At 34.7% G+C, this 25,568-nt stretch carries 23 protein-coding genes, 3 tRNA genes and 2 rRNA genes; 8 read left to right on the top strand and 20 right to left on the bottom strand.

The window, feature by feature from the left end; genetic code table 11:
* The first annotated feature begins 35 nt into the window (after positions 1 to 35).
* The 4 genes from murC to H8718_RS03255 all read left to right on the top strand — a co-directional run bounded on the left by murC (position 36) and on the right by H8718_RS03255 (position 5,152).
* Positions 36 to 1,418 (top strand): UDP-N-acetylmuramate--L-alanine ligase, encoded by a 1,383-nt coding sequence (gene murC / locus H8718_RS03270; RefSeq protein ID WP_249331528.1) that lies wholly within the window; start codon positions 36 to 38, stop codon positions 1,416 to 1,418.
* Positions 1,419 to 1,602: 184 nt separating this feature from the next.
* Positions 1,603 to 2,670, top strand: coding sequence for a DnaD domain protein (locus tag H8718_RS03265; protein WP_249331526.1), 1,068 nt, complete (start codon positions 1,603 to 1,605; stop codon positions 2,668 to 2,670).
* 1 nt (position 2,671) lies between these two features.
* Positions 2,672 to 3,718: an ATP-binding protein gene (locus H8718_RS03260; protein WP_249331525.1), complete on the top strand. Its 1,047-nt coding sequence runs from the start codon at positions 2,672 to 2,674 to the stop codon at positions 3,716 to 3,718.
* Positions 3,719 to 3,805: 87 nt separating this feature from the next.
* Positions 3,806 to 5,152: an aminotransferase-like domain-containing protein gene (locus H8718_RS03255; RefSeq protein ID WP_249331523.1), complete on the top strand. Its 1,347-nt coding sequence runs from the start codon at positions 3,806 to 3,808 to the stop codon at positions 5,150 to 5,152.
* 43 nt (positions 5,153 to 5,195) lie between these two features.
* On the opposite strand, the gene cwlD is transcribed toward H8718_RS03255, so the two are convergent.
* From cwlD to H8718_RS03240, 3 genes are all read right to left on the bottom strand, one after another.
* Entirely contained in the window at positions 5,196 to 5,906 is a 711-nt protein-coding gene (gene cwlD, locus H8718_RS03250; protein WP_177670332.1) for an N-acetylmuramoyl-L-alanine amidase CwlD, read from the bottom strand.
* Between the two features lie 106 nt (positions 5,907 to 6,012).
* Positions 6,013 to 7,005, bottom strand: a complete 993-nt coding sequence (gene mgrA, locus H8718_RS03245; RefSeq protein WP_177670334.1) for an L-glyceraldehyde 3-phosphate reductase — start codon at positions 7,003 to 7,005, stop codon at positions 6,013 to 6,015.
* A gap of 29 nt (positions 7,006 to 7,034) precedes the next feature.
* A complete protein-coding gene (locus H8718_RS03240; protein WP_177670336.1) occupies positions 7,035 to 8,711 on the bottom strand; it encodes a glycosyl hydrolase family 18 protein in 1,677 nt (558 codons plus the stop codon).
* Positions 8,712 to 8,936: 225 nt separating this feature from the next.
* On the opposite strand from H8718_RS03240, the gene H8718_RS03235 reads away from it, so the two are divergent.
* Complete coding sequence (locus H8718_RS03235; protein ID WP_177670338.1) at positions 8,937 to 9,608, top strand: adaptor protein MecA; 672 nt, start codon at positions 8,937 to 8,939, stop codon at positions 9,606 to 9,608.
* Between the two features lie 54 nt (positions 9,609 to 9,662).
* Here the strand turns inward: H8718_RS03235 and H8718_RS03230 are convergent, their stop codons facing one another.
* From H8718_RS03230 to H8718_RS03220, 3 genes are all read right to left on the bottom strand, one after another.
* Positions 9,663 to 9,878, bottom strand: coding sequence for a DUF1858 domain-containing protein (locus H8718_RS03230; RefSeq protein WP_177670339.1), 216 nt, complete (start codon positions 9,876 to 9,878; stop codon positions 9,663 to 9,665).
* An 80-nt stretch (positions 9,879 to 9,958) separates the two neighbouring features.
* Entirely contained in the window at positions 9,959 to 11,587 is a 1,629-nt protein-coding gene (locus H8718_RS03225) for a putative manganese-dependent inorganic diphosphatase (protein ID WP_177670341.1), read from the bottom strand.
* An 85-nt stretch (positions 11,588 to 11,672) separates the two neighbouring features.
* On the bottom strand, positions 11,673 to 12,482 hold the full coding sequence (locus H8718_RS03220; RefSeq protein WP_177670343.1) for a DUF368 domain-containing protein: 810 nt from the start codon (positions 12,480 to 12,482) through the stop codon (positions 11,673 to 11,675).
* 342 nt (positions 12,483 to 12,824) lie between these two features.
* Between H8718_RS03220 and pflB the strand changes: the two genes are divergently transcribed.
* Positions 12,825 to 15,053, top strand: a complete 2,229-nt coding sequence (pflB, locus tag H8718_RS03215) for a formate C-acetyltransferase (RefSeq protein WP_177670345.1) — start codon at positions 12,825 to 12,827, stop codon at positions 15,051 to 15,053.
* A 74-nt stretch (positions 15,054 to 15,127) separates the two neighbouring features.
* The gene (gene pflA / locus H8718_RS03210; protein ID WP_177670346.1) at positions 15,128 to 15,856 is read left to right on the top strand and encodes a pyruvate formate-lyase-activating protein; all 729 of its coding nucleotides are present in this window, start codon (positions 15,128 to 15,130) and stop codon (positions 15,854 to 15,856) included.
* A 42-nt stretch (positions 15,857 to 15,898) separates the two neighbouring features.
* Here pflA and H8718_RS03205 read toward each other — a convergent pair whose 3' ends face one another.
* Positions 15,899 to 16,546: a helix-turn-helix domain-containing protein gene (locus H8718_RS03205; protein WP_177670348.1), complete on the bottom strand. Its 648-nt coding sequence runs from the start codon at positions 16,544 to 16,546 to the stop codon at positions 15,899 to 15,901.
* Between the two features lie 178 nt (positions 16,547 to 16,724).
* Between H8718_RS03205 and H8718_RS03200 the strand changes: the two genes are divergently transcribed.
* A complete protein-coding gene (locus tag H8718_RS03200) occupies positions 16,725 to 17,780 on the top strand; it encodes an NAD(P)H-dependent flavin oxidoreductase (RefSeq protein ID WP_249331521.1) in 1,056 nt (351 codons plus the stop codon).
* Positions 17,781 to 17,877: 97 nt separating this feature from the next.
* Here the strand turns inward: H8718_RS03200 and dnaB are convergent, their stop codons facing one another.
* The 13 genes from dnaB to H8718_RS03135 form a co-directional block, all read right to left on the bottom strand.
* Complete coding sequence (dnaB, locus tag H8718_RS03195) at positions 17,878 to 19,209, bottom strand: replicative DNA helicase (RefSeq protein ID WP_177670352.1); 1,332 nt, start codon at positions 19,207 to 19,209, stop codon at positions 17,878 to 17,880.
* Positions 19,210 to 19,236: 27 nt separating this feature from the next.
* Positions 19,237 to 19,686 carry a 50S ribosomal protein L9 gene (gene rplI, locus H8718_RS03190; protein ID WP_249331520.1) on the bottom strand — a complete coding sequence of 150 codons (450 nt, stop codon included), beginning with the start codon at positions 19,684 to 19,686 and terminating at the stop codon, positions 19,237 to 19,239.
* A 1-nt stretch (position 19,687) separates the two neighbouring features.
* Entirely contained in the window at positions 19,688 to 21,694 is a 2,007-nt protein-coding gene (locus tag H8718_RS03185) for a DHH family phosphoesterase (RefSeq protein WP_177670356.1), read from the bottom strand.
* 18 nt (positions 21,695 to 21,712) lie between these two features.
* Positions 21,713 to 22,687, bottom strand: coding sequence for a DUF2232 domain-containing protein (locus H8718_RS03180; protein ID WP_177670358.1), 975 nt, complete (start codon positions 22,685 to 22,687; stop codon positions 21,713 to 21,715).
* Between the two features lie 194 nt (positions 22,688 to 22,881).
* Positions 22,882 to 23,115, bottom strand: coding sequence for a 30S ribosomal protein S18 (gene rpsR, locus H8718_RS03175; protein WP_177670360.1), 234 nt, complete (start codon positions 23,113 to 23,115; stop codon positions 22,882 to 22,884).
* 25 nt (positions 23,116 to 23,140) lie between these two features.
* Entirely contained in the window at positions 23,141 to 23,596 is a 456-nt protein-coding gene (locus H8718_RS03170; RefSeq protein WP_249331518.1) for a single-stranded DNA-binding protein, read from the bottom strand.
* A 27-nt stretch (positions 23,597 to 23,623) separates the two neighbouring features.
* Positions 23,624 to 23,914 carry a 30S ribosomal protein S6 gene (gene rpsF / locus H8718_RS03165; protein ID WP_177670364.1) on the bottom strand — a complete coding sequence of 97 codons (291 nt, stop codon included), beginning with the start codon at positions 23,912 to 23,914 and terminating at the stop codon, positions 23,624 to 23,626.
* 132 nt (positions 23,915 to 24,046) lie between these two features.
* Positions 24,047 to 24,241 (bottom strand): DUF951 domain-containing protein, encoded by a 195-nt coding sequence (locus H8718_RS03160; RefSeq protein WP_177670366.1) that lies wholly within the window; start codon positions 24,239 to 24,241, stop codon positions 24,047 to 24,049.
* Positions 24,242 to 24,881: 640 nt separating this feature from the next.
* Positions 24,882 to 24,952: transfer RNA gene (locus tag H8718_RS03155), tRNA-Cys, on the bottom strand.
* A 6-nt stretch (positions 24,953 to 24,958) separates the two neighbouring features.
* Positions 24,959 to 25,076 (bottom strand): 5S ribosomal RNA (rrf, locus tag H8718_RS03150).
* Positions 25,077 to 25,078: 2 nt separating this feature from the next.
* Positions 25,079 to 25,150, bottom strand: a tRNA-Glu gene (locus H8718_RS03145).
* A gap of 7 nt (positions 25,151 to 25,157) precedes the next feature.
* Positions 25,158 to 25,229: transfer RNA gene (locus H8718_RS03140), tRNA-Asn, on the bottom strand.
* A gap of 116 nt (positions 25,230 to 25,345) precedes the next feature.
* A 23S ribosomal RNA gene (locus H8718_RS03135) occupies positions 25,346 to 25,568 on the bottom strand; the annotation flags it as partial.

Below are 25,568 nucleotides of genomic sequence, written 5' to 3'. Positions count from 1 at the left end.
TAGAAATATTTTATAAAGATTGGAAGGATAATTATATGATAGATTTTAGTGCAATTACAAGCAAACATCATATTCATTTTATTGGAATTGGTGGTATTAGTATGAGCGGACTTGCTGAAATCATGCATGACCGTGGCCATACGGTAACAGGTTCTGATATGAAAACTTCTGCTACAGTCAAGCACCTTGAGTCCCTAGGTATTGAAGTTTTTCCTACTCATAGTAGTTCAAATATTACAAATGGTATTGATTTAGTTGTTTATACAGCAGCTGTCCATGATGATAACCCAGAGCTAATTGCTGCTAGAGCTCACAAGATTCCTACACTAGTACGTGCAGAATTTTTAGGTGCACTTATGAAAACTTATGACTATCCAATTTGCGTTTCTGGAACACATGGCAAAACAACAACAACCTCTATGCTTTCTGAAATTCTTATGGATGCTGGTCTTAATCCTACTATTACTGTAGGAGGTATGCTTAAATCTATTCAAGGTAATATCCGATTAGGTGGTAGCGAATACTTTGTTACTGAGGCTTGTGAGTACTGTGACAGTTTTCTAAACTTCTTTCCTAAGATTGGTGTCATTTTAAATATCGAAGAAGATCATATGGATTACTTTAAAGATATTCATCAAATTCGTGGCTCTTTTACAAATTTCGGCAAGCTTATTCCTTGGGATGGTTTCTTAGCTATCAATGGTCATATTGATCATATAAAAGAACTTACTAATGACATGATTTGTAAGGTAGAAACATTTGGTCTTGATGAAGGCTTTGACTGGTATGCCAAAAATATTCATCTTAACGAGAAAGCATGTGCTTCTTTCGATGTTTATTATAAAGGCCAGCATAAAGGTCACATTAATCTACATGTTCCTGGTATGCATAACGTCCTTAACTGTTTATCTGTATGTGCTGTCTGCCACTTTCTTAAAATAGATATTAATCAAGTTAATTTAGGCCTTACGCTCTTTACAGGCCCTGACCAACGTTTCGAAATTAAAGGTAACATTCATGGTGTTACAATTGTTGATGACTACGCACATCATCCTACTGAAATCGCAGCCACTTTAAAAGTAGCTGAAGATTATCCTCATAATCGCCTTTTTGTTGTCTTCCAACCACATACTTATACACGTACAAAAGCTTTCTTAGATGACTTTGCTAAAGTGCTTTCTTCAGTAGATTGTCTTATTGTAACAGATATTTACGCAGCAAGGGAAAAAAATCCTGGGGATATCCATGCACAAGATATTATCAATAAAATCCACAAAACAGAACAGACAGCTGTGTATATATCAGATTTTGGCGAAATTGCAGATTATTTGTTGGAACATTGTGTACCAGGCGATTTGATTATAACTATGGGTGCTGGTAACGTAAATCAAATCGCTGATATTTTACTAGGAAACTAAGTTATCCACATTATCCACAGGTACCTGTTCATAAGTCATGTGAATATATTTATTTACTTATTAACAGCTTATCCTCATAATCCCCTTGGAATTAAGGGGATTTTATTTTTTGCCCCATACTATTTTTTATTTTTTGTGCTATAATACTAACACAATAATATTTCGTTTAAAGGAGGCGTACGCTTTGGCATATGTAAAGTTCATCTCAAATACTCCCACATCTTTTTCTGTTCCTTACTGGTTCGCTATGGATTATATGCCACAAGCATTAGGCGGCTACGTTAAAGTTTATCTTTATATGTTAGCAATCTATCAAAATCCAGCCCAAGAAGGTATTCAGCTTGAAGATATTGCAAAAGACCTAGACATGCTCCACTCAGAGCTTATTACTGCTTTAGAATACTGGAATACGACAGGTGTCCTTACATTTAAACTTTTAACAGAAGATGAATTTGAGTTAAGTTTTTCTGAAACAAAGCCTGAAATGGAAACTAAATCTCCCGAAATCCCTATAGCTGCTACTGCTGCACCTAGAACTTTCATTCAACAGACTAGACCTCATTATTCTGCTGATGAGTTAAGCCTCTACTGTCAAGAACATGCTTCCATTTCTAACTTATTCACAATCTGTGAAAAATACTTAGGTAGATTACTTTCTGCTACAGATCAGCAAGTACTGTATGGTCTTTACGACTGGCTCAATCTCCCTCTTGATTTAATTGAATACTTAGTAGAATACTGCACTTCTAATAATCACACCCATATACGCTACATAGAGAAGGTTGCATTAGGATGGGTGGATCAAGGTATTACCACTGTAGAAAGTGCGAAAGCCCAAGCGGCTGTTACTAAAAAATATCGTACTATTTTAAAAGCACTGGGAATGACCGGAGAAACGATTACAAAACACCAACGTAAACTGCTTGATAAATGGCTTACTGATTATGCCTTTGATTTATCGGTTATACTCGAAGCATGTAATCGCACTGTAACTTATTCTTCATCTCCAAGCCTTAACTACTTAGGTTCCATTTTAGACAAGTGGCACGACAAAGGAATTAAAACCGTTGAAGATATCGAACGTTTAGATAAAAATCACACTAAAGAAAAAGAGCAGCAAGCAGGGCCTGTGGCTCCCAAAGCTAAAAGTAAAAATCCACATTTCACGACGACTTATTCTCATAATTGGGATTTAGCAGAACTTGAAAAACGTGAACGTGAATATATAGAGAAGATGTATGGAGGAAACTAGTATGACCAATAGAGAAATTCAATATAAGCTTCTTATAAAAGAATATGACCAAAAACGTACACGTGCAGCTGAAGAAAAACGCAATCGTGAAAGAGAAATCTATACTAAAATTCCAGATATCGAGGTAATTGATAGGTCCTTAAATCGATTAGGGATTAATCTTGTTAAAAGTGCACTTAATACTTCTCCTCAGAACCTATTAGAAGATTTTCGCAAAAAAAATGAAGAACTTTTACGTAGTAAAAAGCAACTTTTAGTTGAACATGGTTACCCTGTTGATTACTTAGATACGCATTATGAATGCTCTATTTGTAAAGATACAGGATTCATTAGTGATATTTCAAGACCTGATAGCATTGCAAGTGAATATGCTCACCATAAACCTTGTAAATGTTTTGAACAAGCTTTAATTAACATGGCTTGCACTCAATCTAATATGAAGGCTTTAACAGCTAATCAAAACTTTTCATCCTTTAGATTTGATTACTACTCTGATGCTATAGATGAGACCTATGGTACTTCCCCTAGAAGAAATATTGAACGTGTTTACCGTGCATCTATAGACTTTGTAGAACAGTTCGGTTTTAAAAAAACAAATCTTTTATTCCACGGCCCCACAGGACTAGGTAAAACCTTCTTATGTAATTGTATTGCAAGAGAATTATTAAATCTTGGTTATAGTGTACTCTACTTAAGTGCCCAAGAGCTCTTTAAGCTTTTTGAAGAGTCTAGATTCCACCGTGAAGATATGGAAGAGGATGCAAAAAATAACTTAGATATTTTACTCACAGTAGATTTACTCATTATAGATGATTTCGGAACAGAGGCAACAAACAGCTTTACAGCACCTGATCTCTTCCATGTTATTAATACAAGAGCACTTAATAATACTTCTACCATTATTTCAACAAACCTTCCTCTCGAAGACTGGAAGAATCTTTATTCTGAGCGTATTCTCTCCCGTATATTTGGGGAATATATTGCCTTTAGATTCTTTGGTGATGATATTCGTATGTTGAAGAAATGGGGTAAAACAGCAACTTCTTAAAAGAGGTTGCTATATTTTTGTAGACTTTCTAATATACTTTATAAAAGCTTATCTTTTCTACTACTAGATAGCATTAAGGAGGTCTATATGTTTTGTACAATTCATCTTTCTAAATCTGATCCAACCCCTTTATATATACAGCTAGCCAGTGAACTTGCTCACCTTATTAAAATAGGCGAAATTCCAGAGCGCACTAAGCTTCCTACCATACGTACACTTTCTCGTAAGCTTAAAATTAATCGCGATACAGTTGTTAATGCCTATAAGGTTCTAGAAAATCAGGGACTAGTTGTAGCGCATGTAGGTAGTGGGACTTATGTGAGTCCGCTTACCTCTCAAAAAGATTATGAGCCTGAAACTAATCTTCAGACTATATCCTGTAGTACACTTTCTTTTAATAAAGACTATTTTCCTACCTCTCTTATTACACAGCTCACTGAGCAAATTATCGCACTTGAAGGCTGGGGAGCTTTTTCTGACCCTCTGTACAGAGAACGTAATCTTCTTAGACAAAGCATCTGCCAGTTCTTTAAGTCTGTAGGTATTATGACCACACCTGCTCAAATTAGATTTCCCAAAGATTTTTGCACATTCCTATTAGACTTACTTAAGGTACATCCTTCTTCTACTATCTGTGTAGAAGCTTATCACGATTTAACTTATAGCTCATTTCTACGTTCTTTAGGTTTTAAAATTATAGAAATACCGCTTACTGACGATGGATTAGATTTAACTTATCTTGAAAAGCAACTTCAAACAGAGCATATTGGCTTTATATGGGTATCTTCTTATGTTCAAAATCCTACAGGCATTTCTTATAGCCCTGAATGCAAAAATCGTCTTATAGAACTCGCTCATTTACACCATTTTTATATTATTGAGGATGGTACATTAAGTGATTTCACCTATAGCCATGAATGTCTAAAACCTCTTTATACACTTGATTCTCATGGTCAGGTTATTTATCTGCATCACTTTTCTAAACTTTATTTGCCACCACTTCAATATACTTTTATAGCGCTTCCAAATAGCTTACATAAAAAGATTAATGATCCTGTAGCATGTACTTTTAATGAGCGTTTACTTCACTTTTATTTAGAATCTGATGCTCTAGGCAGTATACGTCAGGAGATTATTGAAAAGAGTTATCTTGCCTATCTAAAAGTTTATGAAGCGCTTTCTGCTGCTTCTCATCTTTTAGAAATTTATTCTCATAAAGGTAGCCTTTTCTTTTGGATAAAGCCTACTAAGATTTCTTCTGAAGCTTTCTATGATTGCTTTCTTAGACATCATATTATTATCTCTCCTGGAGAAGTGTTTACCTTAAAATCTAAATGTACATACTTCCGTCTTTCTTTAGCTCACTTAGATGACCATACACTCCCCCTTATGATAGACTGTCTTAAAGAGCTCTCTACACTTGAAATGAATTAATAGAAGGAGGTAATGCTTCTTAAGTTGAAACATTACCTCCTTTTCATTTCTCTAATTGCCCAAAGTAATCTATAATTCCTACATAAATGGCCCATGCTATTTGATCTTGATATTTGTCACTAGCCAGTTTTGCTTCCTCTTCTGGATTCGTTAAAAAACCACACTCTACTATGACACCTGGCATTTGGCTGATTTTTAATATGTAATAGTCTTTGCTACTTTTTATCTTCCTCGTATTTTCAGAGTCAGCATAAGCTTTAATACTATTTTGTATACATCCTGCTAGCAATTTTGCTTGCTCAGAATCTTGATAATAAAAGACCTGCGCTCCCTTTACTTTAGGCTGTGAAAAAGCATTTTGATGTATACTCACTAAAATATCTGCATCACTTGACTGAATAACCTGCTTTCTATAATTCATATCTCTTCTTTTATGTGTATTCCCGTTTTCTCCTTGAAGTTTCTCATCATCAGTTCTAGTCATAATGACTGTTGCTCCAGATTGTTCTAAATAATCTTTAAGCTTAAATGCAATTTGCAGATTAATTTCATCCTCTTTCGTTCCGTTTGGACCTGCCTTACCTGGATCAAATCCACCATGTCCTGCATCTATGACAATAACTTTAGAAGCTGTTGAAAGTCCAAATGTTTCTAATGCACCATTTGCAAACTTTAAGTATGCACAAAATGAAATCATACATACTAACCCTAGGACAAGCATGTTTAATTGGTTTCTTTTAATTAAACGCTCCATATTTATTCCCCTTCTTCCCTATACTTGTACTCTTTATTTCTCTTTTAATTGTATTAGACAAGAAGAAAAAAAATACCATAAAAAGAGGAGGCTAGGCCTCCTCTTTTTATGATAATCCTTTTACAATATGATCAATCATTATAAGCTCTTCTCTAGAAAATTCTAGGTTATCTAAAGCTTTTACATTCTCCTCTATTTGCGCTTTATGACTTGCCCCTATTAATGCTGAAGTTACTCCGCCCTCACGAAGCGTCCATGCTAATGCCATTTGTGCAAGAGTTTGTCCTCTTCTTTTAGCCACTTCATTTAATTTTCTTATCTTATCTAGAAGTTCTGATGTAATACTTTCTGCACTTAAGTAACTGTACTCTTTACTTGCTCTTGAACCTTCTGGAATAGTGCCATCAAGGTACTTACTTGTCAGTAAACCTTGATCTAGTGGACAAAAGGCAATGGAACCTATTCCTTCTTGTCTTAATACATCCGTAAGCCCCTCTTCAATCCACCTATTCATCATAGAGTAAGAGGGCTGATGAATGAGACAAGGCACTCCCATATTCTTCAGTATTGTAGCGGCTTTTTTAGTATCTAATGCATTATAGCTAGAAATCCCTACATAAAGAGCTTTACCCTGATGAACTGTAGATGCTAGTGCCCCCATGGTTTCCTCTAGTGGTGTCTCTGGATCTCTTCTATGTGAATAGAAAATATCTACATAATCTAATCCCATACGTTTTAAGCTTTGATCTAAGCTTGCTATAAGGTACTTACGTGAACCAAAATTCCCATAAGGTCCCGGCCACATGTCCCAACCCGCTTTAGTAGAAATAAGAAGTTCATCTCTATAACCTTTTAAATCTTCTTTTAATACCCTTCCAAAAGTCTCCTCTGCAGAACCATAAGGAGGTCCATAATTATTGGCTAGATCAAAGTGTGTTATTCCTAAATTAAAAGCTGTTAGAATCATTTCTTTACTATTTTCATAGTTATCTACTTTTCCAAAGTTATGCCATAATCCAAGTGATAGTGCAGGAAGTAAAATCCCACTATGTCCGCATCTACGATAAACCATTTTATCATATCGATTAGCATTAATCATCTAAGTTCCCCTCCATTAATATGACACTTTTATTCTTGCATCTGTTTTAAACTATCCCATACATCTGGTGTTTCAAGACCTAATTTCCAAAGTGCATAACCTGCTAAATCATATTTATTAACAAGCCCCACACGCTTTTCAATTGTTGTAGCATCTTCTATCCATACTTGATATAAAGTATCGCCATCTATCATCTGCATGTAGTTTTGACCATGTTGGTCATCATATAGTGCTTCACTATTCCACTTACTTACTATGCTTTTAGCTGCTGCCATACCATAAGCAGATGAACTCATACCATCCTTTGTTTCTTTCCATATACGTGTATAAGTTGGCATACCTAGCACAAGCTTTTCTTTAGGTACTTCTTCAAGATTAATCTGAATCCCTTCTTCTACCCAAGTAAGCCCTGCTACAGGTCCTGCTATTTCAGAACCGCCCCAATGTTGATCATAGGCCATTACAATGAAGTAGTCTACGACTTCTGCCACTCGTTCTCTTGAATAATGTCCTGACCAAGCAGATGGCATATAAACGTCTACTGTAACACTAAGATTTTGTCTCTTAGCTTGTACAGATAGTTCTCTCATAAATTGTACCCATTCTTCTCCAAAGTCAGCTTGTACATTTTCTATATCAATATTAATACCATCAAATCCATATATATCTGCTGCTTCTAATAGCTGGTCAATCACATATTGCCTTTTAGCTGTACTTGTTAAAATCGTTTTAGTAAGCTCAGGTGATGTAAAGTTATGACTCATAAGTGCCCATACTTGCATTCCTCTAGCATGTGCTTCATTGACATAGGCTTTAGATGCTCTGTCTATTAATTTACCACTTTCATCTTCAAATTCAAACCAAGTAGGTGCAATGACATTAGCACCTTTTATATTACGATATTTAGGTGTAGACCAATCCCCAGTTGACTTAACTGTCATCTGATCCCATACAAGTTTTACCTTATCCTGTAAAGGCTTTGCCATAGGCGCTAAAGTGTATGTCTTCTCTTCCTTAATAGAAGTCTCTCCTTCTAGTTTTACATCACTTCTATCCATATAGCCTATAATACCATTTTCATCTCTTACTCTTAAATGGTCTCCAGTTTCTTTATATACAACTACACTCTCTCCTTTTTGAGTAGTATCTGTAATTAATGATTTATTATCTGGATGTGTTCTTACACTCGCTTCCTTCTTCCTTACTACTCCTAACTTTTTAGGTGTTCTCGCATTAGACACAATAACTAAACGACCATCTTTACCCTTTTCAATTTCTACAGGATACTCTGCTTCTAGGTAACTTTCAGGAATATAAACTTTATTCTCTTTTACAATAACAGGATCAGCTAACTCTATTTTCTCACCATTTACATCTATTACTTTCTCTCCTGGCAAGATACGCTTTATCTCTTCTAAATTAGTAATGGTCAAAATTTCTTCTGCTTCATCATAGAAAATCTTATCATCTATATACTGCTTTGCAAATTCTGAAGAAACATAAATTTGATTTGCCTCTTCTATAATTGGCTTTTCCATATCTACTCTTGTATCTTCGTAAACTACATTGATTTGACCCTTCTTAAACTCACTGAAATATGTAAGCGGGTCAACGGTATCTTTACCTGGCATAAAAAGAACTGTACCTATAGCTATGCCCACGAGTAAAACACCTATAAGTAGTGTCAAGAATATCTTTTTTAACATGGTTTAACCTCCTTTATTTGATTCAGTATATCATACTTTTGATTTTTTTTGTTACAAGTAGGCAATAAAAACCTTCTTCTTATCATATAATAAATTAACTCACTCTTACTATGCATTTGATAGATTTATCCTCTTTACTTTTATGATTCATTCCCTTATACTAATTTATATCTTTATATTTATTTGTCTTAAAATACCGTGACTTTATGAAAGGATGTGAGTTGTATGAAAATCGAGAAAATTAGCGATACACAAATCCGAGTCACTCTAAATCATTCTGATTTACAAAATAGAGATATTAAAATCGGTGAGCTTGCTTATGGGTCAACTAAAGCTCAAGCACTTTTTAGAGATATGATGGCTAAAGCTTATGAAGACTTCGGCTTTGAGGCTGAAAATGTACCACTTATGATTGAAGCTGTTCCATTATCTACAGACAGCATCATGATTGTTGTAACAAAAGTTGATGACCCTAATCAAATAGAAGAAAGATTAGAAGCCATCGGTGAAAGGCCAACTCATCGTACCTTCAAAGAGTCTCTAGAAAATAAATTAAGCGATCTGCAAGCCTTAGCTAAAGAGACCCCTAAAGCTTCTAATACTGCTTCCCATACGCTTATGTATACTTTTAAGAATTTAGAGGATGTAACACATGCCTCTTGTTATATACAACATCTCTATTTTGGCGAGACGACTCTTTATAAATATGATAACCAATATTTTATGATTCTCGAACCTAATAAGAATAAAAAAACAAATACAGACATTTTAAAGAGTATGTTAAGTGAATTTGGCGAAGAAGGCACTGCTAGTGATTTAAATGAAACATTCCTTAAAGAACATGCAAAAGTTCTTATCGCTTCTAATGCATTAGATATACTCGTTCACTATTTATAAAAAGAGGGACATCCTAATAGTCTAAGACTATAGGACATCCCTCTTTTTTATATTTTATGCTTCTTCTGTTGTTGCAAGATAATCATTGATTTTTTTGATTAATTCATCTGCATCCATACCATGTACTGCACATGCATCTTCAATAGATTCCATTTGAGCTGATGGACAGCCAAGGCAATGCATACCTGCTTGCATAAGAATAGGAATAATACCTCTATCTACTTGGATAATTTGACCAATTACCATGTCTTTTGTCACTTGTTTAGCCATTTGTATATCCTCCTTTTTTAATGTGTATTTCACTTCTATATTATAAATAGAATACTTCTATTTATCAACTTTTTAAAAAATTAATTTTGTGCTGCTGCTGTAAGTTGTGGAATGATTTGTTTCTTTCTTGAGAAAACATCTTTCAAGAAAATACTATCATCTTCTTTTGGAAGTTCAAAGGCACTCTCTACAATCCATTTTTCTGGCCCTACTGCAAATAATTCAGTACCACCAACAACTACATCTGTTACCATAAGAACTACAAGTCCTAACCCTTCTTGTTCTCTTAAGTTCTCCATTTCTGCAAGAATTTCATCTCTCATCTTATAGATGCTTTTGAAATCTCCAGTATTGATTTGGGCAACAGCTGTACTAAATTGACCCATTACAAATGGTTTGCGATCCATATCAAGTAATTCTCTTGGTGTCATACCTTCAAGAGAAGTTCCTGCTGCAATAAGGTCCATACCATATTCTTCAAGATTAACTTCTGCAATTTTTGCAAGACGTTTTGCCATTCTGATATCAGTCTCTGTACAAGTTGGTGACTTGAAGATAAGTGTATCAGAAAGAATTGCACTAAGCATAAGACCCGCAATCTCTCTAGGTGGCATAATATTGTTTTCTTCATACATTTTTGACACGATTGTAGATGTACATCCTACAGGCTCTGCTCTTAAGAACACTGGCCCTACTGTATCAATATTTGCAATACGGTGGTGATCAATAATTTCACAGATTTGTGCCTGTTCAATACCCATGGCACTTTGATCTCTCTCATTGTGGTCCACTAAAATAACAGGTTTCTTTTGAATATCTAAAATATGACGTTTAGAAATAATTCCTTTTACTTTGCCATCTTCATCCACAATCGGGAAATGTCTATGTGTTGTATTAAGCATGATTTCTTTAACTTCATCAATAGTATCTTCTGTTTGGAAGAAGATAAGATCTTGTTTACCAATTAAGTGTTTAACAGAAATACTTTGAGAAATCATTTTAATTGTTTTAAAGAATGAGTACGGTGTACAAATAATTGCACAGTTACCTTCTACTTGATGTGTAAAATCAAGTTCATCCATATCTTGATCTGTAATAATAACACAACCTGCACCTGATTTAATTGCCATATCTACAAGAGTTTTATTACTTCCTGTAATAACAATGTCTACATCTTTAAGTCTATCATCTTCTGTAATAGAAGCTGTAGTAAAGACTTCACCTTCTACATAAGGTTGTGGATAATCACCACATACGATTTTACCTTCAAGTACTGCTGCAATATTTACAAATGGTGTACGATATTTTTGAAGTACATTACCATCTGTTAAACCAATATGAGTTTTTGCAATATCTGACATAGATACTACACCAGCTAATTTATGATCTGGATAAAGTATTGGAATCATAGGTCTTCTATTCTCAGTCATAACATCCCATGCTTTTTTTACAGAATCTACTGTGTAGACAGGTGGGATAGCATAGTACTTCATATCTTTCACTTGTGGTTTAATATGCTCAATTAAAGTCGGTGCTTCTACATTAAAATAATTTAATGCAAAGTTTGTCTCTTTACTTACTTTTCCAAGTCTTACTGCTTTTACATTTTCTACACCTAATGCACGTTTAAGATGTGCATAAGCTATTGCTGAACATATAGAATCTGTATCGGGATTTCTGTGTCCAAATACATAAGTCTCTTTTCCCATAATTGTCTCCTTCATTTATTACGTACATTCACTGTCGTTTTGTACTTAATTTAGTATGTCCTTATTCTTTTTAAATCATTTACGGTTATTTATCTGCAAAAGAATAAGTGATCATAATACCTATACACATACATATTAAAGCAAAAAATCCAGTAAAGTTAAATGTAAATCCTGGATAAATAACTAAAACAGAACCTATTACAAGTCCTAATATAGCCATATAAGTTGCTTGTTGATACTTTGATAACAACACTTTTACAATCTTAATGCCCAAAATAAGTCCAATGAGTATGCCGATTGCTACTGGTATAAGAATTGCAAAGTTAAATTCTGATACAGCTGTAATAACTGATGTATACACGCCTAAAGTGAGCATGATAAAAGATCCACTAATCCCAGGAATAATCATTGAAAATGCACTAATAGCACCTGCAAATATTAACCATATAGACATTCCCAGATTTATTTCTCTTAAAATAACTTCATTAGCCTCTGCATCATTTGTCAATACCATTACGATCATCACTCCAAATGTAATAATAAATGGTATCCAGTTTTTAGAACGTATTTTTTCCCCAGCTCTTGCATGATTTATTACCATAGGAATGCTTCCTATAATAATTCCTATAAAGAGAAAATTAGTCGGCATATTGTATTTTTCAAATAAAAAAGTAATGGCATTACTAAAAACAAGAATACCTACAACTGCCCCTATCCCTATCGTTGCAAGAAATATAAGGTTTTTCTTTAAATACTCTTTTTTAAGGCTTACTGCACCTAATAATTCATCATAGATGTTAAGTACAACTGCCATAGTGCCCGCACTCACACCCGGAATAACATTAGATACACCTAAAATAATGCCATAAAAGATGTTCATAACATGCTTAATCATTTCGGACTCCTTTTAAAATATGTAGTATATACCTGTACTATTATAATGTCTCACCTTGTTTATGACAATGTTTTACTTATCTATTACCTAATCCTTTCCTTATTAATGTAGTTCTCTATCAGCCTGATTTTATTTATTCTAATTAAAAACTTAAAGTTATTACAAAATTCATAATAATATTTTTTTGTATTACTATTGACGTGTATACAGTATACATTATATAATAGGAGTGTAAAGAAATTAACTAATAATTATTATCCTCTAAGTTATCAACTTTGTATCTGAGTTTATTATTAATTGGATAATAAGATGATTTTAAAAATAAAAGGAGTTGACCTTAAGATGTTTGAACAATGGAATGGTTTTATAGCAGGCGATTGGCAAAAAGAAGTTAATGTACGTGACTTCATCCAAAAGAACTACACACCATATGAAGGAGATGATTCTTTCTTAGCAGGAGCTACTGAAAGAACAACTAAATTATGGGCTGAAGTAGCTGAACTTATGAAAAAAGAACGTGAAAAAGGAATCTTAGATGTTGAAACAAAAATTCCTTCAACAATTACTTCTCACGGTCCTGGCTACTTAGATAAAGATTTAGAACAAATCGTAGGTTTCCAATCAGATGCACCTTTAAAAAGAAATATCATGCCAAACGGTGGTATGCGTACTGTAAAAAATGCTCTTGAAGCATACGGATATGAATTAGATAAAGAAACACAAGAAATCTTTACTAAATACCGTAAAACACATAACGATGGTGTATTCTCTGCATATACAACAGATATCAAAAAAGCTAGACACTCAGGTGTTATCACAGGTCTTCCAGATGCTTATGGCCGTGGTCGTATCATCGGTGACTATCGTCGTGTTGCATTATACGGTGTAGATAGATTAATCGCTGATAAAGAAGCTCAAAAACTTACACTTGAAGTTCCAAGCATGACAGAAGATATTATCAGACTTCGTGAAGAAATCACAGAACAAATCGGCGCTTTAAAAGAACTTAAAGTAATGGCTGCAAACTATGGTTTCGATATCTCTGCTCCAGCTCAAACAGCTAAAGAAGCTGTTCAATGGACATACTTTGCATACCTTGGTGCTATTAAAGAACAAGATGGTGCTGCTATGTCACTTGGTCGTACATCTACATTCCTTGATATCTACATGGAAAGAGACCTTAAAGCTGGTATCATCACAGAAGAAGAAGCTCAAGAATTAATGGACCACTTCGTAATGAAATTACGTATGGTACGTTTCCTTCGTACTCCAGCATACAATGATTTATTCTCAGGAGACCCAACATGGGTAACAGAATCAATCGGTGGTATGGGACTTGATGGACGTACACTTGTTACTAAAAACAGCTTCCGTGTACTTCACACATTAATCAACTTAGGACCAGCTCCAGAACCAAACTTAACAGTACTTTGGTCTAAAAACTTCCCACAAGGATTCAAAGACTTCTGTGCTAAAGTTTCTATCCAAACAAGCTCAATCCAATACGAAAACGATGATCTTATGAGAGCTTACTGGGGTGATGACTACGGTATCGCATGTTGCGTATCTGCAATGAGAATTGGTAAACAAATGCAATTCTTCGGTGCTCGTGCTAACCTTGCTAAAGCATTACTTTACGCTATCAACGGTGGTAAAGATGAAAAATCAGGTGAACAAGTTGCTCCACAATTTGCTCCTGTTACTACAGAATACCTTGACTTCGATGACGTTTGGGCTAAATACGATACAATGATGGATTGGTTAGCTGAAACATACGTAAATGCATTAAATATCATCCACTACATGCATGATAAATACTGCTACGAAAAACTCGAAATGGCTCTTCATGATAAAGAAATCCTTCGTACTTTCGCAACAGGTATCGCTGGTCTTTCAGTAGCAGCTGACTCATTATCAGCTATTAAATATGCTAAAGTTAAACCTATCAGAAATGAAGATGGTCTTGTAGTTGACTACGATATCGAAGGTGAATATCCAGCATACGGTAACAACGATGATAGAGTTGACCAAATTGCTGTTAAATTAACAGAAACATTCATGAACAAAATTAGAAAACATAAAACATACAGAAACTCTTACCCAACTATGTCTATCTTAACAATTACATCAAACGTAGTATATGGTAAGAAAACAGGTAACACTCCAGACGGACGTAAAGCTGGCGAACCATTTGCACCAGGTGCTAACCCAATGCATGGTAGAGATACAAAAGGTGCTATCGCATCTCTTGCATCAGTTGCTAAACTTCCATACCAACACGCTGAAGATGGTATCTCATACACATTCTCAATCGTTCCAGGTGCTCTTGGTAAATCAGCAGATGAACGTATCAGCAACCTTGTAGGTATGTTAGATGGTTATTTCGTACAAGATGGTCACCACTTAAACATCAACGTATTTGACCGTGAAACATTACTTGATGCTATGGATCACCCAGAAAAATATCCACAGCTTACAATCCGTGTTTCTGGATACGCTGTAAACTTCATTCGTCTTACAAGAGAACAACAATTAGACGTTATCAATAGAACATTCCACGAAAAATTCTAATTTATTAAATCTTTATGAGGTTAAGAGGATAAGTGTGTATCCTCTTAACCATTACATTACAGGAGGTATAAGGCATGATAGGTAGAATTCACTCAGTAGAAACCTGCGGTACTGTAGACGGGCCTGGGATTCGTTACATCTTATTTACACAAGGCTGCCCCCTTCGTTGTAAATACTGTCACAATCCAGATACTTGGAAAATGAATGATGGGAGAGAAGAAGATACCAACACTCTTATTCAAGATATCAGAAAATATAAATCATTTATGACTTGCTCAGGTGGCGGTCTCACTATAAGTGGTGGAGAACCTCTTCTTCAACCTGACTTTGTCAAAGATATGTTTATAAAATGCAAAGAAGAAGGCATTCATACCTGTCTTGATACTTCAGGTTTTGTTAGCATTGAAAAAGCTGACCCTGTTCTTGATTATACTGACCTAGTTTTACTTGATATTAAGTCTTATAATCCTACTGTATTTAAAGATTTAACAGGTGTTCCTTTAGATCCAACATTAGCATTTGCTAAACATCTAAAAGAACGTAATATTCCAGTATGGATTCGTTATGTTTATGTTCCAGGCTTAACGGATGATAAAAAAGATATTGAAGACTTAGCACAGTTTTTAACTACTCTTCCAAACGTACAGAGAGTAGATTTACTTCCATTCCATAAAATGGGCGAGTTCAAATGGGAACAACTCGGTTATGAGTATTCTCTCTTCGATACTGAACAACCTTCTAAATCAGAAGTTGAAGAAGTTAAAGAGATTTTTAAGAAATATAACTTACCGATTTATGCATAAATCACAATTCCTTTAAAATATAAAAAGAGCATGTAGCTGCCCCTACATGCTCTTTTCTTCTATTTCTTCTGTTTTATTTTTGTCTTTAAATAATTTCTTCCATAAAGATGGTTTCTGTGTATTTTGTTCTAATAAAGCAATCTCTTTTCGCATTTTCTGCATCTCTCGCATGGTTTCATCCATCTTCTTATAATACTCTTCATTCTTTTGTTGCTGACTTACCTCTAATTCTGATAGTTTCTTATCCATCATAATATCCATTTCTTGTGTCAATTCCTCATGCAGCTGCCTCTTGTTTTCTTCTCCATACTCTACTAAGGTTTGTTTAAGCATTTCTTTGATAATCATCGTAAACTGCTTTACTTTCTGATCATCTTTATCTCCAATATCTATGTCCTCTCCTACTAATGGAATAACCTTAGCATTTGTAGCACTTACTTGTGTAAGTGATTCTAATCCTTCCTGATCTAATGTATGTATGACGTTACGTATGCCCTTAAGCTCTAATCCCTGTTCTCTCAACTCTTTAATCTGCTGTAGTATTGTAATATCTTTTTGCGTATAGATACGATGCCCTTGGCTATTTCTATGTATTTGAAGCTCTAGTTCTTTCTCATAATATCTTAGAACATAAGCTTCAATATCTAAAATAGTGGCCACTTCTTTAATCGTATAAACTTTTTCGTTCACTGATTTGCCCCCTATCTTTTGTATAAAAACCCTTTTCCTCAATTATACCATATTTTTCCATACTTTCAATAATATTATTTATTCTCTTCACAACATCTTTTTATAGTCTCTTTATAATAATTATATAGTTTGAAAATCAAATTACTTGTTAATCAAAACTTATTCCACGAGGTGTTATATGTCAATATCAAAACTTATTATAGGTCATTTAAGACCAAAATTCCCAGTTATCCAAGGTGGTATGGGAGTAGGCGTATCTTTAAGTTCATTAGCTGGAAGTGTAGCAAAATGTGGTGGTATAGGAATCATTTCAGGCGCACAAATTGGTTATAGAGAAAAAGACTTTATTAAGAATACACTTGAAGCAAATTTACGTGCTCTTGCAGATGAAATTCATAAAGCACGTTTAAAAGCACCAGAAGGTATTATTGGCGTTAATTTAATGGTTGCCATGAAACACTATGGTGAATATGTAAAAAAGGCTGTAGAATCTAAAATTGATCTTATTATTTCAGGTGCAGGGCTTCCTTTAGATCTCCCACTTTATACAAAAGGTTCTAGTACTCAAATCGTCCCTATTGTATCTTCTGGTAAGGCTGCTAATATCATCTGTAAGCACTGGGATAGGAAGTACCAATGTACACCTGATGCTATTGTAGTAGAAGGCCCTCTTGCTGGCGGTCATTTAGGTTTCCATGCTGATGTACTTGATAATCCTCCTGTACTTATGGATCTTGTTAAAGAAGTTAAGGCTGTAGCCCTAGAATATGGTCAAAAATATAATAAATCTATTCCTGTTATTGCTGCTGGCGGTATTTATACTGGTAAAGATGTGGCATGCGCACTAAAAGAAGGTGCCGATGGCGTACAAATGGCAACACGCTTTGTAACAACTCATGAATGTGATGCCGATTTAGCCTTTAAAGAAGCTTATATTCACTCTACAGAAGATAGCATAGGTATTATTAAAAGTCCTGTAGGTATGCCAGGACGTGCCATTTTAAATGATTTTATCACTAACCCCCGTGGCAATAAAGCTTGCTTCTTCCACTGTCTTCATAAGTGTGGTGTGACAGATATTCCTTATTGTATTTCCAGTGCCCTTATTCATGCCGTTAATGGTGATACAGAGAATGCACTGCTATTCTGCGGCAGTAATGCTTATAAAGCTACTCACATTGAGCATGTAGAAGATATCTTTGCAGAAATCCATAGTACCTTAGCCAAAGCATAGTCATTTATAGAACCGATATACTATAATTACTTATCTCGTATCTAATAGGACACTCATAACATAAAAAGAGGTATGACTCATGTTCATACCTCTTTTACTATTCTCTATCTTTATTAACGAATTTTGTATATTGTCCAAGCCATACCAGTTCTACTGTACCTGTTGGACCATTTCTTTGTTTTGCAATAATAACTTCACCAATGTTCTTCTTATCTGAATCTGGGTGATAATACTCATCTCTGTATAAGAACATAACAACGTCAGCATCCTGCTCGATAGCTCCAGATTCCCTAAGGTCTGATAACATAGGTCTATGGTCTGCACGGGCTTCACACGCACGAGAGAGCTGTGATAAAGCAATTACAGGTGCCTGCATCTCTCTAGCAAGTGCTTTTAAAGAACGTGAAATCTCTGAGATTTCCTGCTGCCTTGAATCTGATTTTGAACTACCTGTCATAAGCTGCAAGTAGTCAATCATAATAAGATCAAGTCCTTTTTCAAGTTTCAGCCTACGACACTTAGCACGCATTTCCATAACAGAGATACCAGGTGTATCATCTATAAAGACATCTGCAGCACTTAGATTAGGGATAGCCATAGCAATACGATCCCAATCTTCTGGCTCTAAGTTACCTGTACGTACTTTCTGTGCATCTACTAATGCTTCTGCGCATAGCATACGGTTTACGAGCTGGTCTTTTGCCATTTCCAGACTGAATACAGCTACTTTTTTCTTATGCTTTATAGCTGCAGTTTGAATAATGTTCAATGAGAAAGCTGTCTTGCCCATAGAAGGCCTAGCAGCAACTAGAATGAGGTCAGAAGGTTGCATCCCTGCTGTTTTATAGTCTAAGTCAATAAACCCAGTAGGTACACCTGTAATACCGCCTTTTGTAATATGTGCCTGTTCTATTTTATCAATAGAAGTAACAACAATTTCATTAATATGTGAGAAATCTTCTGTCTGGACATTTTGAGTAATATCAAAAATTTGCTTTTCTGCAAATCCCATAATATCATGAAGTCCCTCTTCGCCTTCATAGCTTTTTGCACTAATATCTTGACTGGCTTTAATAAGCTTTCTAAGCATTGATTTCTCTTGTACAATCTTTGCATATTCCTTAATATGTGCAGAAGTTGGAACGATGGTTGCAAGCTCTGCTAAATAGCTAATGCCACCAACCTGTTCTAAAACCCCTTTTTCAGATAACCTATTTTGAATCGTAACAAGGTCTACAGGACTATTAGAAGTATAAAGCTCCATAATAGCACTATAAATTTCTTGATGATCCGGTCTATAAAAATCCTTTGGCTTTAAAGTTTCAGTAGCTACTATAAGTGCTTCATGATCCATAATAATGGCGCCGATTACGGATTGCTCTGCTTCAATATTATGTGGAGGAATACGCATTATTTGTGACTCATCCATAGACGTTCCTCTCTTCCTTATTATGAATTATTTTGATTCAACTGTGCAAACAGTAACTTCTGCTGTTACTTTTGGATGTAGTTTAACCTCTACTGTTTTTGTTCCTACTGCTTTAATAGGCTGAGCAAGATTGATTTTTTTCTTATCTACTTTAACACCAAAAGCAACTTGAATACTTTCTGCAATCTCTTTTGTTGTTACAGAACCAAATACGCGTCCGCCTTCACCTGTTTTAATAGGAATGCTTACTTTTTTCTCATGAATTAATGCTTTTGTTTCATTAGCTGCATCTAATTCTTGTTGTTTTTTCTTATCTTCAGAACGTTGCTCTACTTTTCTTTGATTAAGATTAACTGCATTCGCTTCTACTGCTAAACCTTTTGGGAAAAGGGCATTTCTAGCATATCCATCTTTAACTTCTAAAACATCACCTTTTTTACCTACTTTTTTTACATCTTGTGTTAAAATAACTTTCATTCTATTCACCTTCCTGTTTATAATCATTAATTGCTTCTCTAAGTTTTACTTTCATATCTTCAACTGTTGTATCTTTAAGCTGGGCACCTGCAATATTCTTATGCCCACCTCCACCTAGCATCTCCATAATACGTTGAACATTCATATCACCTAGAGCTCTTGCACTAACTTGTAAATCAGGGCCATTAACTGTAATAACAAATGTAGTCTGTATACCCTTAATAGTAAGCAGTTCATCAGCAATTTGAGCTGCTATAATATTAGAATGCATATGATTGTTAGTTACAACAGCCACAGCAATATCTTCATCCCATATTTCAGCATCTTTAATCGTTGTTGCTTTAATCTTATACGTTTCCATATCATTTTGAAATAACATACGTACCCTTGTGCTATCTGCACCAGCCCTTCTGAGGAAGGCTGCCGCCTCAAAAGTCCTTACCCCTGCTTTAAAAGCAAAGTTTTTAGTATCTACTGTAATTCCTGCAAGAAGTGCATCTGCTTCTATCTGAGTAAGTTTTACTTTATCTGCAAGATAAATAAGAATCTCTGAAATCATTTCACTTGTTGAAGAGATAAACGGTTCAATATAAGTAAGTACTGCATTCTCAATGTAATCTGTACTTAATCTATGGTGATCAAATACAACTATATTATCTGTCTTATCTAAAAGCGCTGGGTACTCTAAATAACTCTTTCTATGAACATCTACAAGGACAACTAATGTCTGTTTAGTAAGTTCTTGGTCTGCTCTTTCTTGTGAAATAAATAAATCTTGATATTCTGGCAATTCTATAATTCTATTATAAAGTTCCTGTACTGCAAAGGTAGAGTCCTGTAAAATAATATGGGCTTTCTTACCCATAATGGTAGCAGCTCTATAAACACCCATAGCCGCCCCTAAACAGTCCATATCAATATTCTGATGCCCCATAATAAGAACTTTATCAGCCTCATGTAATAGCTCTTTAAAAGCATAAGCTTTAATTCTTACTTTTACACGTGTACTCTTCTCAACCTCTTTAGTTTTACCACCATAAAACGTATATTTATCATTTTTCTTAATAATCGCTTGATCCCCACCACGACCTAATGCAAGGTCAAAAGCAGCTCTAGCGTCTTCTTTAGAACCAATAAGGGAGTCAAAATTACGCCCTATACCAATGCTTACAGTAACAGGTAAATCATTACCTACCTGAATATGTCTAAGCTCATCTAAAATATCAAATTTACGATTTTGCATCTTTTCTAGATTTTCTTGAGTAAAGAAAATCATATAACGATCTCTATCAAATTTACAAACTGCTACATCATTATTTTTAAACCATATATTAATCTTTCTATCAATGATAGCTCCTAACATAGGTCTTCTAACTTCTTCTATGCTTTGCATAATCTCTTCGTAATTATCAATATAGATATAACCTACCATGCACCTTTGCTTCTTAACTTGTTCTTCTAACTCTTTTTGAGTTGTTGTATCAATAAAGTATAATACATATTGGAAGTTAGAAGCATTTTCTACATCTATAACTTTATTACAGATCATATGATAATGCTGCTCGTTTTTTAAGATATCTCGCTCATAGAGCTCTGTTTCTTTTGGTAAGTTCTCCATTTGAAAATCTGGAAATATAGCACGTATATTCTTATCTATATCTTCTTCCTCATCTAATATACTTCTGAAAGATTCATTACTCCATACAATGGTTCCAATTTTATCAATAACAACAATAGGAATAGGCGAATCTATAAACATATCTTTTTTGATTTTACCTAAAGCATTAACTTGATCTAATATTTCAGCTTGCATATGCGACTTTAAACGTTTTTCTAACATAAAACTATATGCAAGCATACCTACAAAAATTAAAGCTTCAAAAATACCAAAAAAGGTGTTAAAGTAAATCCCTATTATCCCTTGTATTATTCCAAATACAAAACACACCTGAGCAAAGCGTATTATATAGGCCATATAACCTAATGGATTTTTTTTCTTTGTACTCATAGTTCCTACCTTCCCTAGCTAAACAATAATATCAACTTTTCTAAAATTAAATAAAGTATCTCCAAGTCCAATAATCATCATTATGAATGGTGTAGTCCAAAACATCATTAAACTGAGTACAATACTGATCACTTTAAGGCCTGAGCTCCATTTACTTTTTCTAATAATCATAATCAGCGCTACAATCCCTATAAGCTGTAATAAATAGCTTATAAAATAGTAAAGATTAATGCCAAGTGCTGTAAGTGAGTCATTTCCTCCTGAACTAAATTGAATAATAAATCCTGCAATTAAAAATAGCCCTGCCATCCATTTAGAAAACTTAAAATTTACAAGTTGTGTAAGAGATGCCATACGCCACTTTTTCATTCTTCCAATTAGAGTAATGATTGCTGTACTTAATAACCCTATAACAATACCTGCTTCTAATAACATGGCAGGATAGGTGTATTTAAATAAAGAAATAATCTTTGGAAGTTGCTCTTTAATAACCTTGATTTGCACTGCCATTTGTTCAGACATATTAGTCATCTGACTCATTTCTTCTATCATTTTGATATATTCTACTTTAAAGGCGTCTAACAAGGCATTATACATTGCTATATAATCGATTTGTAAATACTTCATGGCTATAATATAAATATAGAATAACCCAACTGTCCCTATGCCTGTATACATAGCAACATGAGGTACAGAATACTGTTTTCTATAACATGCTACTAATATATGCGCAGGGATCGCCACACTAATCAGATATAATAATGCCTCATCAAATCGCATAGTCATACCAAAAATAAGTATACTAATCACCATATGCATTATTATATCTCTTGTATAGTTTCTTTTGCTACTCATTAAATAGATAGCCATAGGGGCCATTAATAAAGGTACTAAAAAGATAAGTGTACTAGAATATATGCCTATAATCCCTAATGCAATATATAAAAGGCTTATCATCAATAACTTTACATACTGTCTTATATCTTGATTCATAGCTTTTTAATCCTCCTCAATGAGTCCTCTCTATTATATCATAATTTAGAGATTATATATAGTCCCCCACTATAGGCACCTCCCTACCACCTTATATATAAAAAAAAGCACTGCTAAAAGCAGTGCGTGTGCATATTGTGTGTGCGCTTATTTGTCTCTCTATATAGTGCTGAATTGAATTTAATAATTCTTAATTAGTCTTGAGTGTATGGTAAAAGTGCTATATGTCTTGCACGTTTGATAGCAACTGTAAGTTTGCGTTGTGCTTTAGCAGAGTTACCTGTAATTCTTCTAGGAAGAATTTTACCTCTTTCAGAGATAAACTTTTTAAGTGTGTTAATATCTTTGTAGTTGATTTTTTTGATGTTATCACCTGCAAATTGATTAACTTTACGTCTTCTACGGTTACGTCTTTTTTGCATTGCCATGGTATTTTCCCTCCTTTTAAGTGATTTAGAATGGTAAATCGTCGTCTTCTTCCATAGTAGTTGGCATAAAACCATCTACTGGACCAGTTGAAGGATTAGTTGAGGCAGGGGACATACTTTCAAGTGGGCTATTTGTCATAACACCTCTTGATTCGGCTGAAGATTTACTTTCTGCAAAATGTTGCTCTTCTACAACAATCTCAATTGATGTATGTTTCACTCTTTGTTGGTCTTCCCAACTATTAGTTTGGAGTCTACCTACGACTGCAACCATTTGTCCTTTTCTAAAGAACTTTTCTGCAAATTCTCCGGCTTTCCCAAAAGCAACTATATTAAAGAAGTCCACATCTGGTTCTCCCTGTTTTGCAAATTGTTTTCTAACAGCTAGTCCATATCTTGCAACTGCAACTGGATTGGCAGATTGTGAATAACGTACTTCTGGATCACGTGTTAAACGTCCCATTAGGATAACTTTATTCATATCATAACCTCCTTCTTACGGTTATTATTATTTTTCGTCAAGACGTACGATTAAGTAACGAAGAACAGTTTCTGTGATACGAAGTCTGCTTTCAAGTTCTGCTGGAGTTGATGTCTCAGCATTGAATTGAATGAAGTAGTAGAAACCTTCTTTTTGTTTGTTGATTTCATAAGCAAGTTTTCTTTTGCCCCAATCATCAACGTTAGTAACTTCACCACCGAAACGAGCGATTAATTCTTTCACTTTTTCAAGGTTAGCTACTTTTTCTTCTTCACTTAAAGTTGAGATAAATACTAGTGATAATTCGTAGTTTTTCATCTTGGCACCTCCTTTTGGACTTTGGCCCTACATCTTGTGTAGAGCAAGGATTACATTACAGTTTACTATCTTATCATAAACAGGTAATGAATACAAGCTTTTTAATGAAAAACATGCTGGATAATGTTGCTTTTAAGCTTCAGAATCTGCATGTTTTAAAACTTTTTTTACATTTTTTTCAAACTTGTCACGTGGTAACATAATAATATGTTGGCATTGTTGGCAGCGCAGTTTGAAGTCCGCCCCCACTCTTAGGACTTCCCAGGCATTAGTCCCACAAGGGTGCGGCTTCTTCATCTGCACTACATCTCCAACTTGATAGTTCACTTCTTTACCCTCCTTTGATTAATTACCATTTTTAATTCTTATTATACATGATTTTTCAAGAATTATAAATTAAATCCTTTGATAATGGAAAAAAGAAATTTTCGATATATTATCTTTTACATTCCTATCTTTGAATTTCTTTATATATTTATTAACTAGTGGAATATATTGAATATCATGTAATGTAACTGTCTTAGTTAATATGCATCCAATACTATAAATTAAAACTGCTACTGGTACTCTAATTCATGTCCATTTTATCACACTATGTGTAACCCTTATAAACCTTTTATATAGGAAGAAACTCATTACACCCATACCTATTGAAACAATCATAGGTTTTGTGATTACTTATTTCCATTCTATCTTAACCTTCAACAGCCTTTTGATGGCTATTAAATTATATTGAGAAAACATTATCTTATATATAATAACTATCGTCATAATCCCTGCTATAGCTTCTATACCTGCCCCTAATGTACTCCATTTACCTTCTCTTCCATCTGTTGGTCTCTATTCCAATTATATCTTCTTTCAAATTCTATCTATCGATTATAATACGGCCATTTTTAAATATCTAGGTAATATAATTTTCTACATACAAAAAAACAGCTTAGATATTATCTAAGCTGTTTTTAAAAGGCGGCAACCAGATTTGAACTGGTGATGAAGGTGTTGCAGACCTCTGCCTTACCACTTGGCTATGCCGCCATATGAATTTGGCAACCACTTACTCTCCCGGGCCGTCTCCAGCCAAGTACCATCAGCCGACTTAGTCTTAACCTACGTGTTCGGTATGGGAACGGGTGTTTCCCTAAGTCGCATCGTCACCAAAAATGACCCATAGGAGAATCGAACTCCTGTTACCGCCGTGAAAGGGCGGTGTCTTAACCGCTTGACCAATGGGCCTTATAAACTCCCCGAGTAGGGTTCGAACCTACGACCCTTCGGTTAACAGCCGAATGCTCTGCCACTGAGCTATCGAGGAATATTTGTGTAAGAGACCTATTAATTAATTGGTTACTCTTACAGTATATGCTTTAAATTTTTATTTATGCATATACTTTTAAAACTAAACATAATCTTTTCAAGTTAACCTTATTTTAGGTCAAACCCTCGAACCGTTAGTATTGGTCAGCTACACATGTTACCATGCTTACACCTCCAACCTATCTACCTCGTAGTCTACAAGGGGTCTTACTCCTTTCGGATGGGAAGTCTTATCTTGAGGTCTGTTTCACGCTTAGATGCCTTCAGCGTTTATCAGTTCCAGACTTGGCTACTCTGCTATAGGCTTGGCAGCCTAACAGATGCACCAGCGGTCCGT

Source organism: Zhenhengia yiwuensis (assembly GCF_014384995.1).
In the GTDB taxonomy this organism is placed as follows: domain Bacteria; phylum Bacillota; class Clostridia; order Lachnospirales; family Cellulosilyticaceae; genus Zhenhengia; species Zhenhengia yiwuensis.
This window is presented reverse-complemented; position numbering and strand designations above follow the sequence as displayed.

What these genes read in the sequence shown, in the direction of transcription:
- murC (WP_249331528.1), top strand. Translation starts at nt 36, where the DNA reads ATGATAGATTTTAGTGCAATTACAAGCAAACATCATATTCATTTTATT.
- H8718_RS03260 (WP_249331525.1), top strand. Translation starts at nt 2,672, where the DNA reads ATGACCAATAGAGAAATTCAATATAAGCTTCTTATAAAAGAATATGAC.
- H8718_RS03255 (WP_249331523.1), top strand. Translation starts at nt 3,806, where the DNA reads ATGTTTTGTACAATTCATCTTTCTAAATCTGATCCAACCCCTTTATAT.
- cwlD (WP_177670332.1), bottom strand. Translation starts at nt 5,906, where the DNA reads ATGGAGCGTTTAATTAAAAGAAACCAATTAAACATGCTTGTCCTAGGG.
- mgrA (WP_177670334.1), bottom strand. Translation starts at nt 7,005, where the DNA reads ATGATTAATGCTAATCGATATGATAAAATGGTTTATCGTAGATGCGGA.
- H8718_RS03240 (WP_177670336.1), bottom strand. Translation starts at nt 8,711, where the DNA reads ATGTTAAAAAAGATATTCTTGACACTACTTATAGGTGTTTTACTCGTG.
- H8718_RS03235 (WP_177670338.1), top strand. Translation starts at nt 8,937, where the DNA reads ATGAAAATCGAGAAAATTAGCGATACACAAATCCGAGTCACTCTAAAT.
- H8718_RS03230 (WP_177670339.1), bottom strand. Translation starts at nt 9,878, where the DNA reads ATGGCTAAACAAGTGACAAAAGACATGGTAATTGGTCAAATTATCCAA.
- H8718_RS03225 (WP_177670341.1), bottom strand. Translation starts at nt 11,587, where the DNA reads ATGGGAAAAGAGACTTATGTATTTGGACACAGAAATCCCGATACAGAT.
- H8718_RS03220 (WP_177670343.1), bottom strand. Translation starts at nt 12,482, where the DNA reads ATGATTAAGCATGTTATGAACATCTTTTATGGCATTATTTTAGGTGTA.
- pflB (WP_177670345.1), top strand. Translation starts at nt 12,825, where the DNA reads ATGTTTGAACAATGGAATGGTTTTATAGCAGGCGATTGGCAAAAAGAA.
- pflA (WP_177670346.1), top strand. Translation starts at nt 15,128, where the DNA reads ATGATAGGTAGAATTCACTCAGTAGAAACCTGCGGTACTGTAGACGGG.
- H8718_RS03200 (WP_249331521.1), top strand. Translation starts at nt 16,725, where the DNA reads ATGTCAATATCAAAACTTATTATAGGTCATTTAAGACCAAAATTCCCA.
- dnaB (WP_177670352.1), bottom strand. Translation starts at nt 19,209, where the DNA reads ATGGATGAGTCACAAATAATGCGTATTCCTCCACATAATATTGAAGCA.
- rplI (WP_249331520.1), bottom strand. Translation starts at nt 19,686, where the DNA reads ATGAAAGTTATTTTAACACAAGATGTAAAAAAAGTAGGTAAAAAAGGT.
- H8718_RS03185 (WP_177670356.1), bottom strand. Translation starts at nt 21,694, where the DNA reads ATGAGTACAAAGAAAAAAAATCCATTAGGTTATATGGCCTATATAATA.
- H8718_RS03180 (WP_177670358.1), bottom strand. Translation starts at nt 22,687, where the DNA reads ATGAATCAAGATATAAGACAGTATGTAAAGTTATTGATGATAAGCCTT.
- rpsR (WP_177670360.1), bottom strand. Translation starts at nt 23,115, where the DNA reads ATGGCAATGCAAAAAAGACGTAACCGTAGAAGACGTAAAGTTAATCAA.
- H8718_RS03170 (WP_249331518.1), bottom strand. Translation starts at nt 23,596, where the DNA reads ATGAATAAAGTTATCCTAATGGGACGTTTAACACGTGATCCAGAAGTA.
- rpsF (WP_177670364.1), bottom strand. Translation starts at nt 23,914, where the DNA reads ATGAAAAACTACGAATTATCACTAGTATTTATCTCAACTTTAAGTGAA.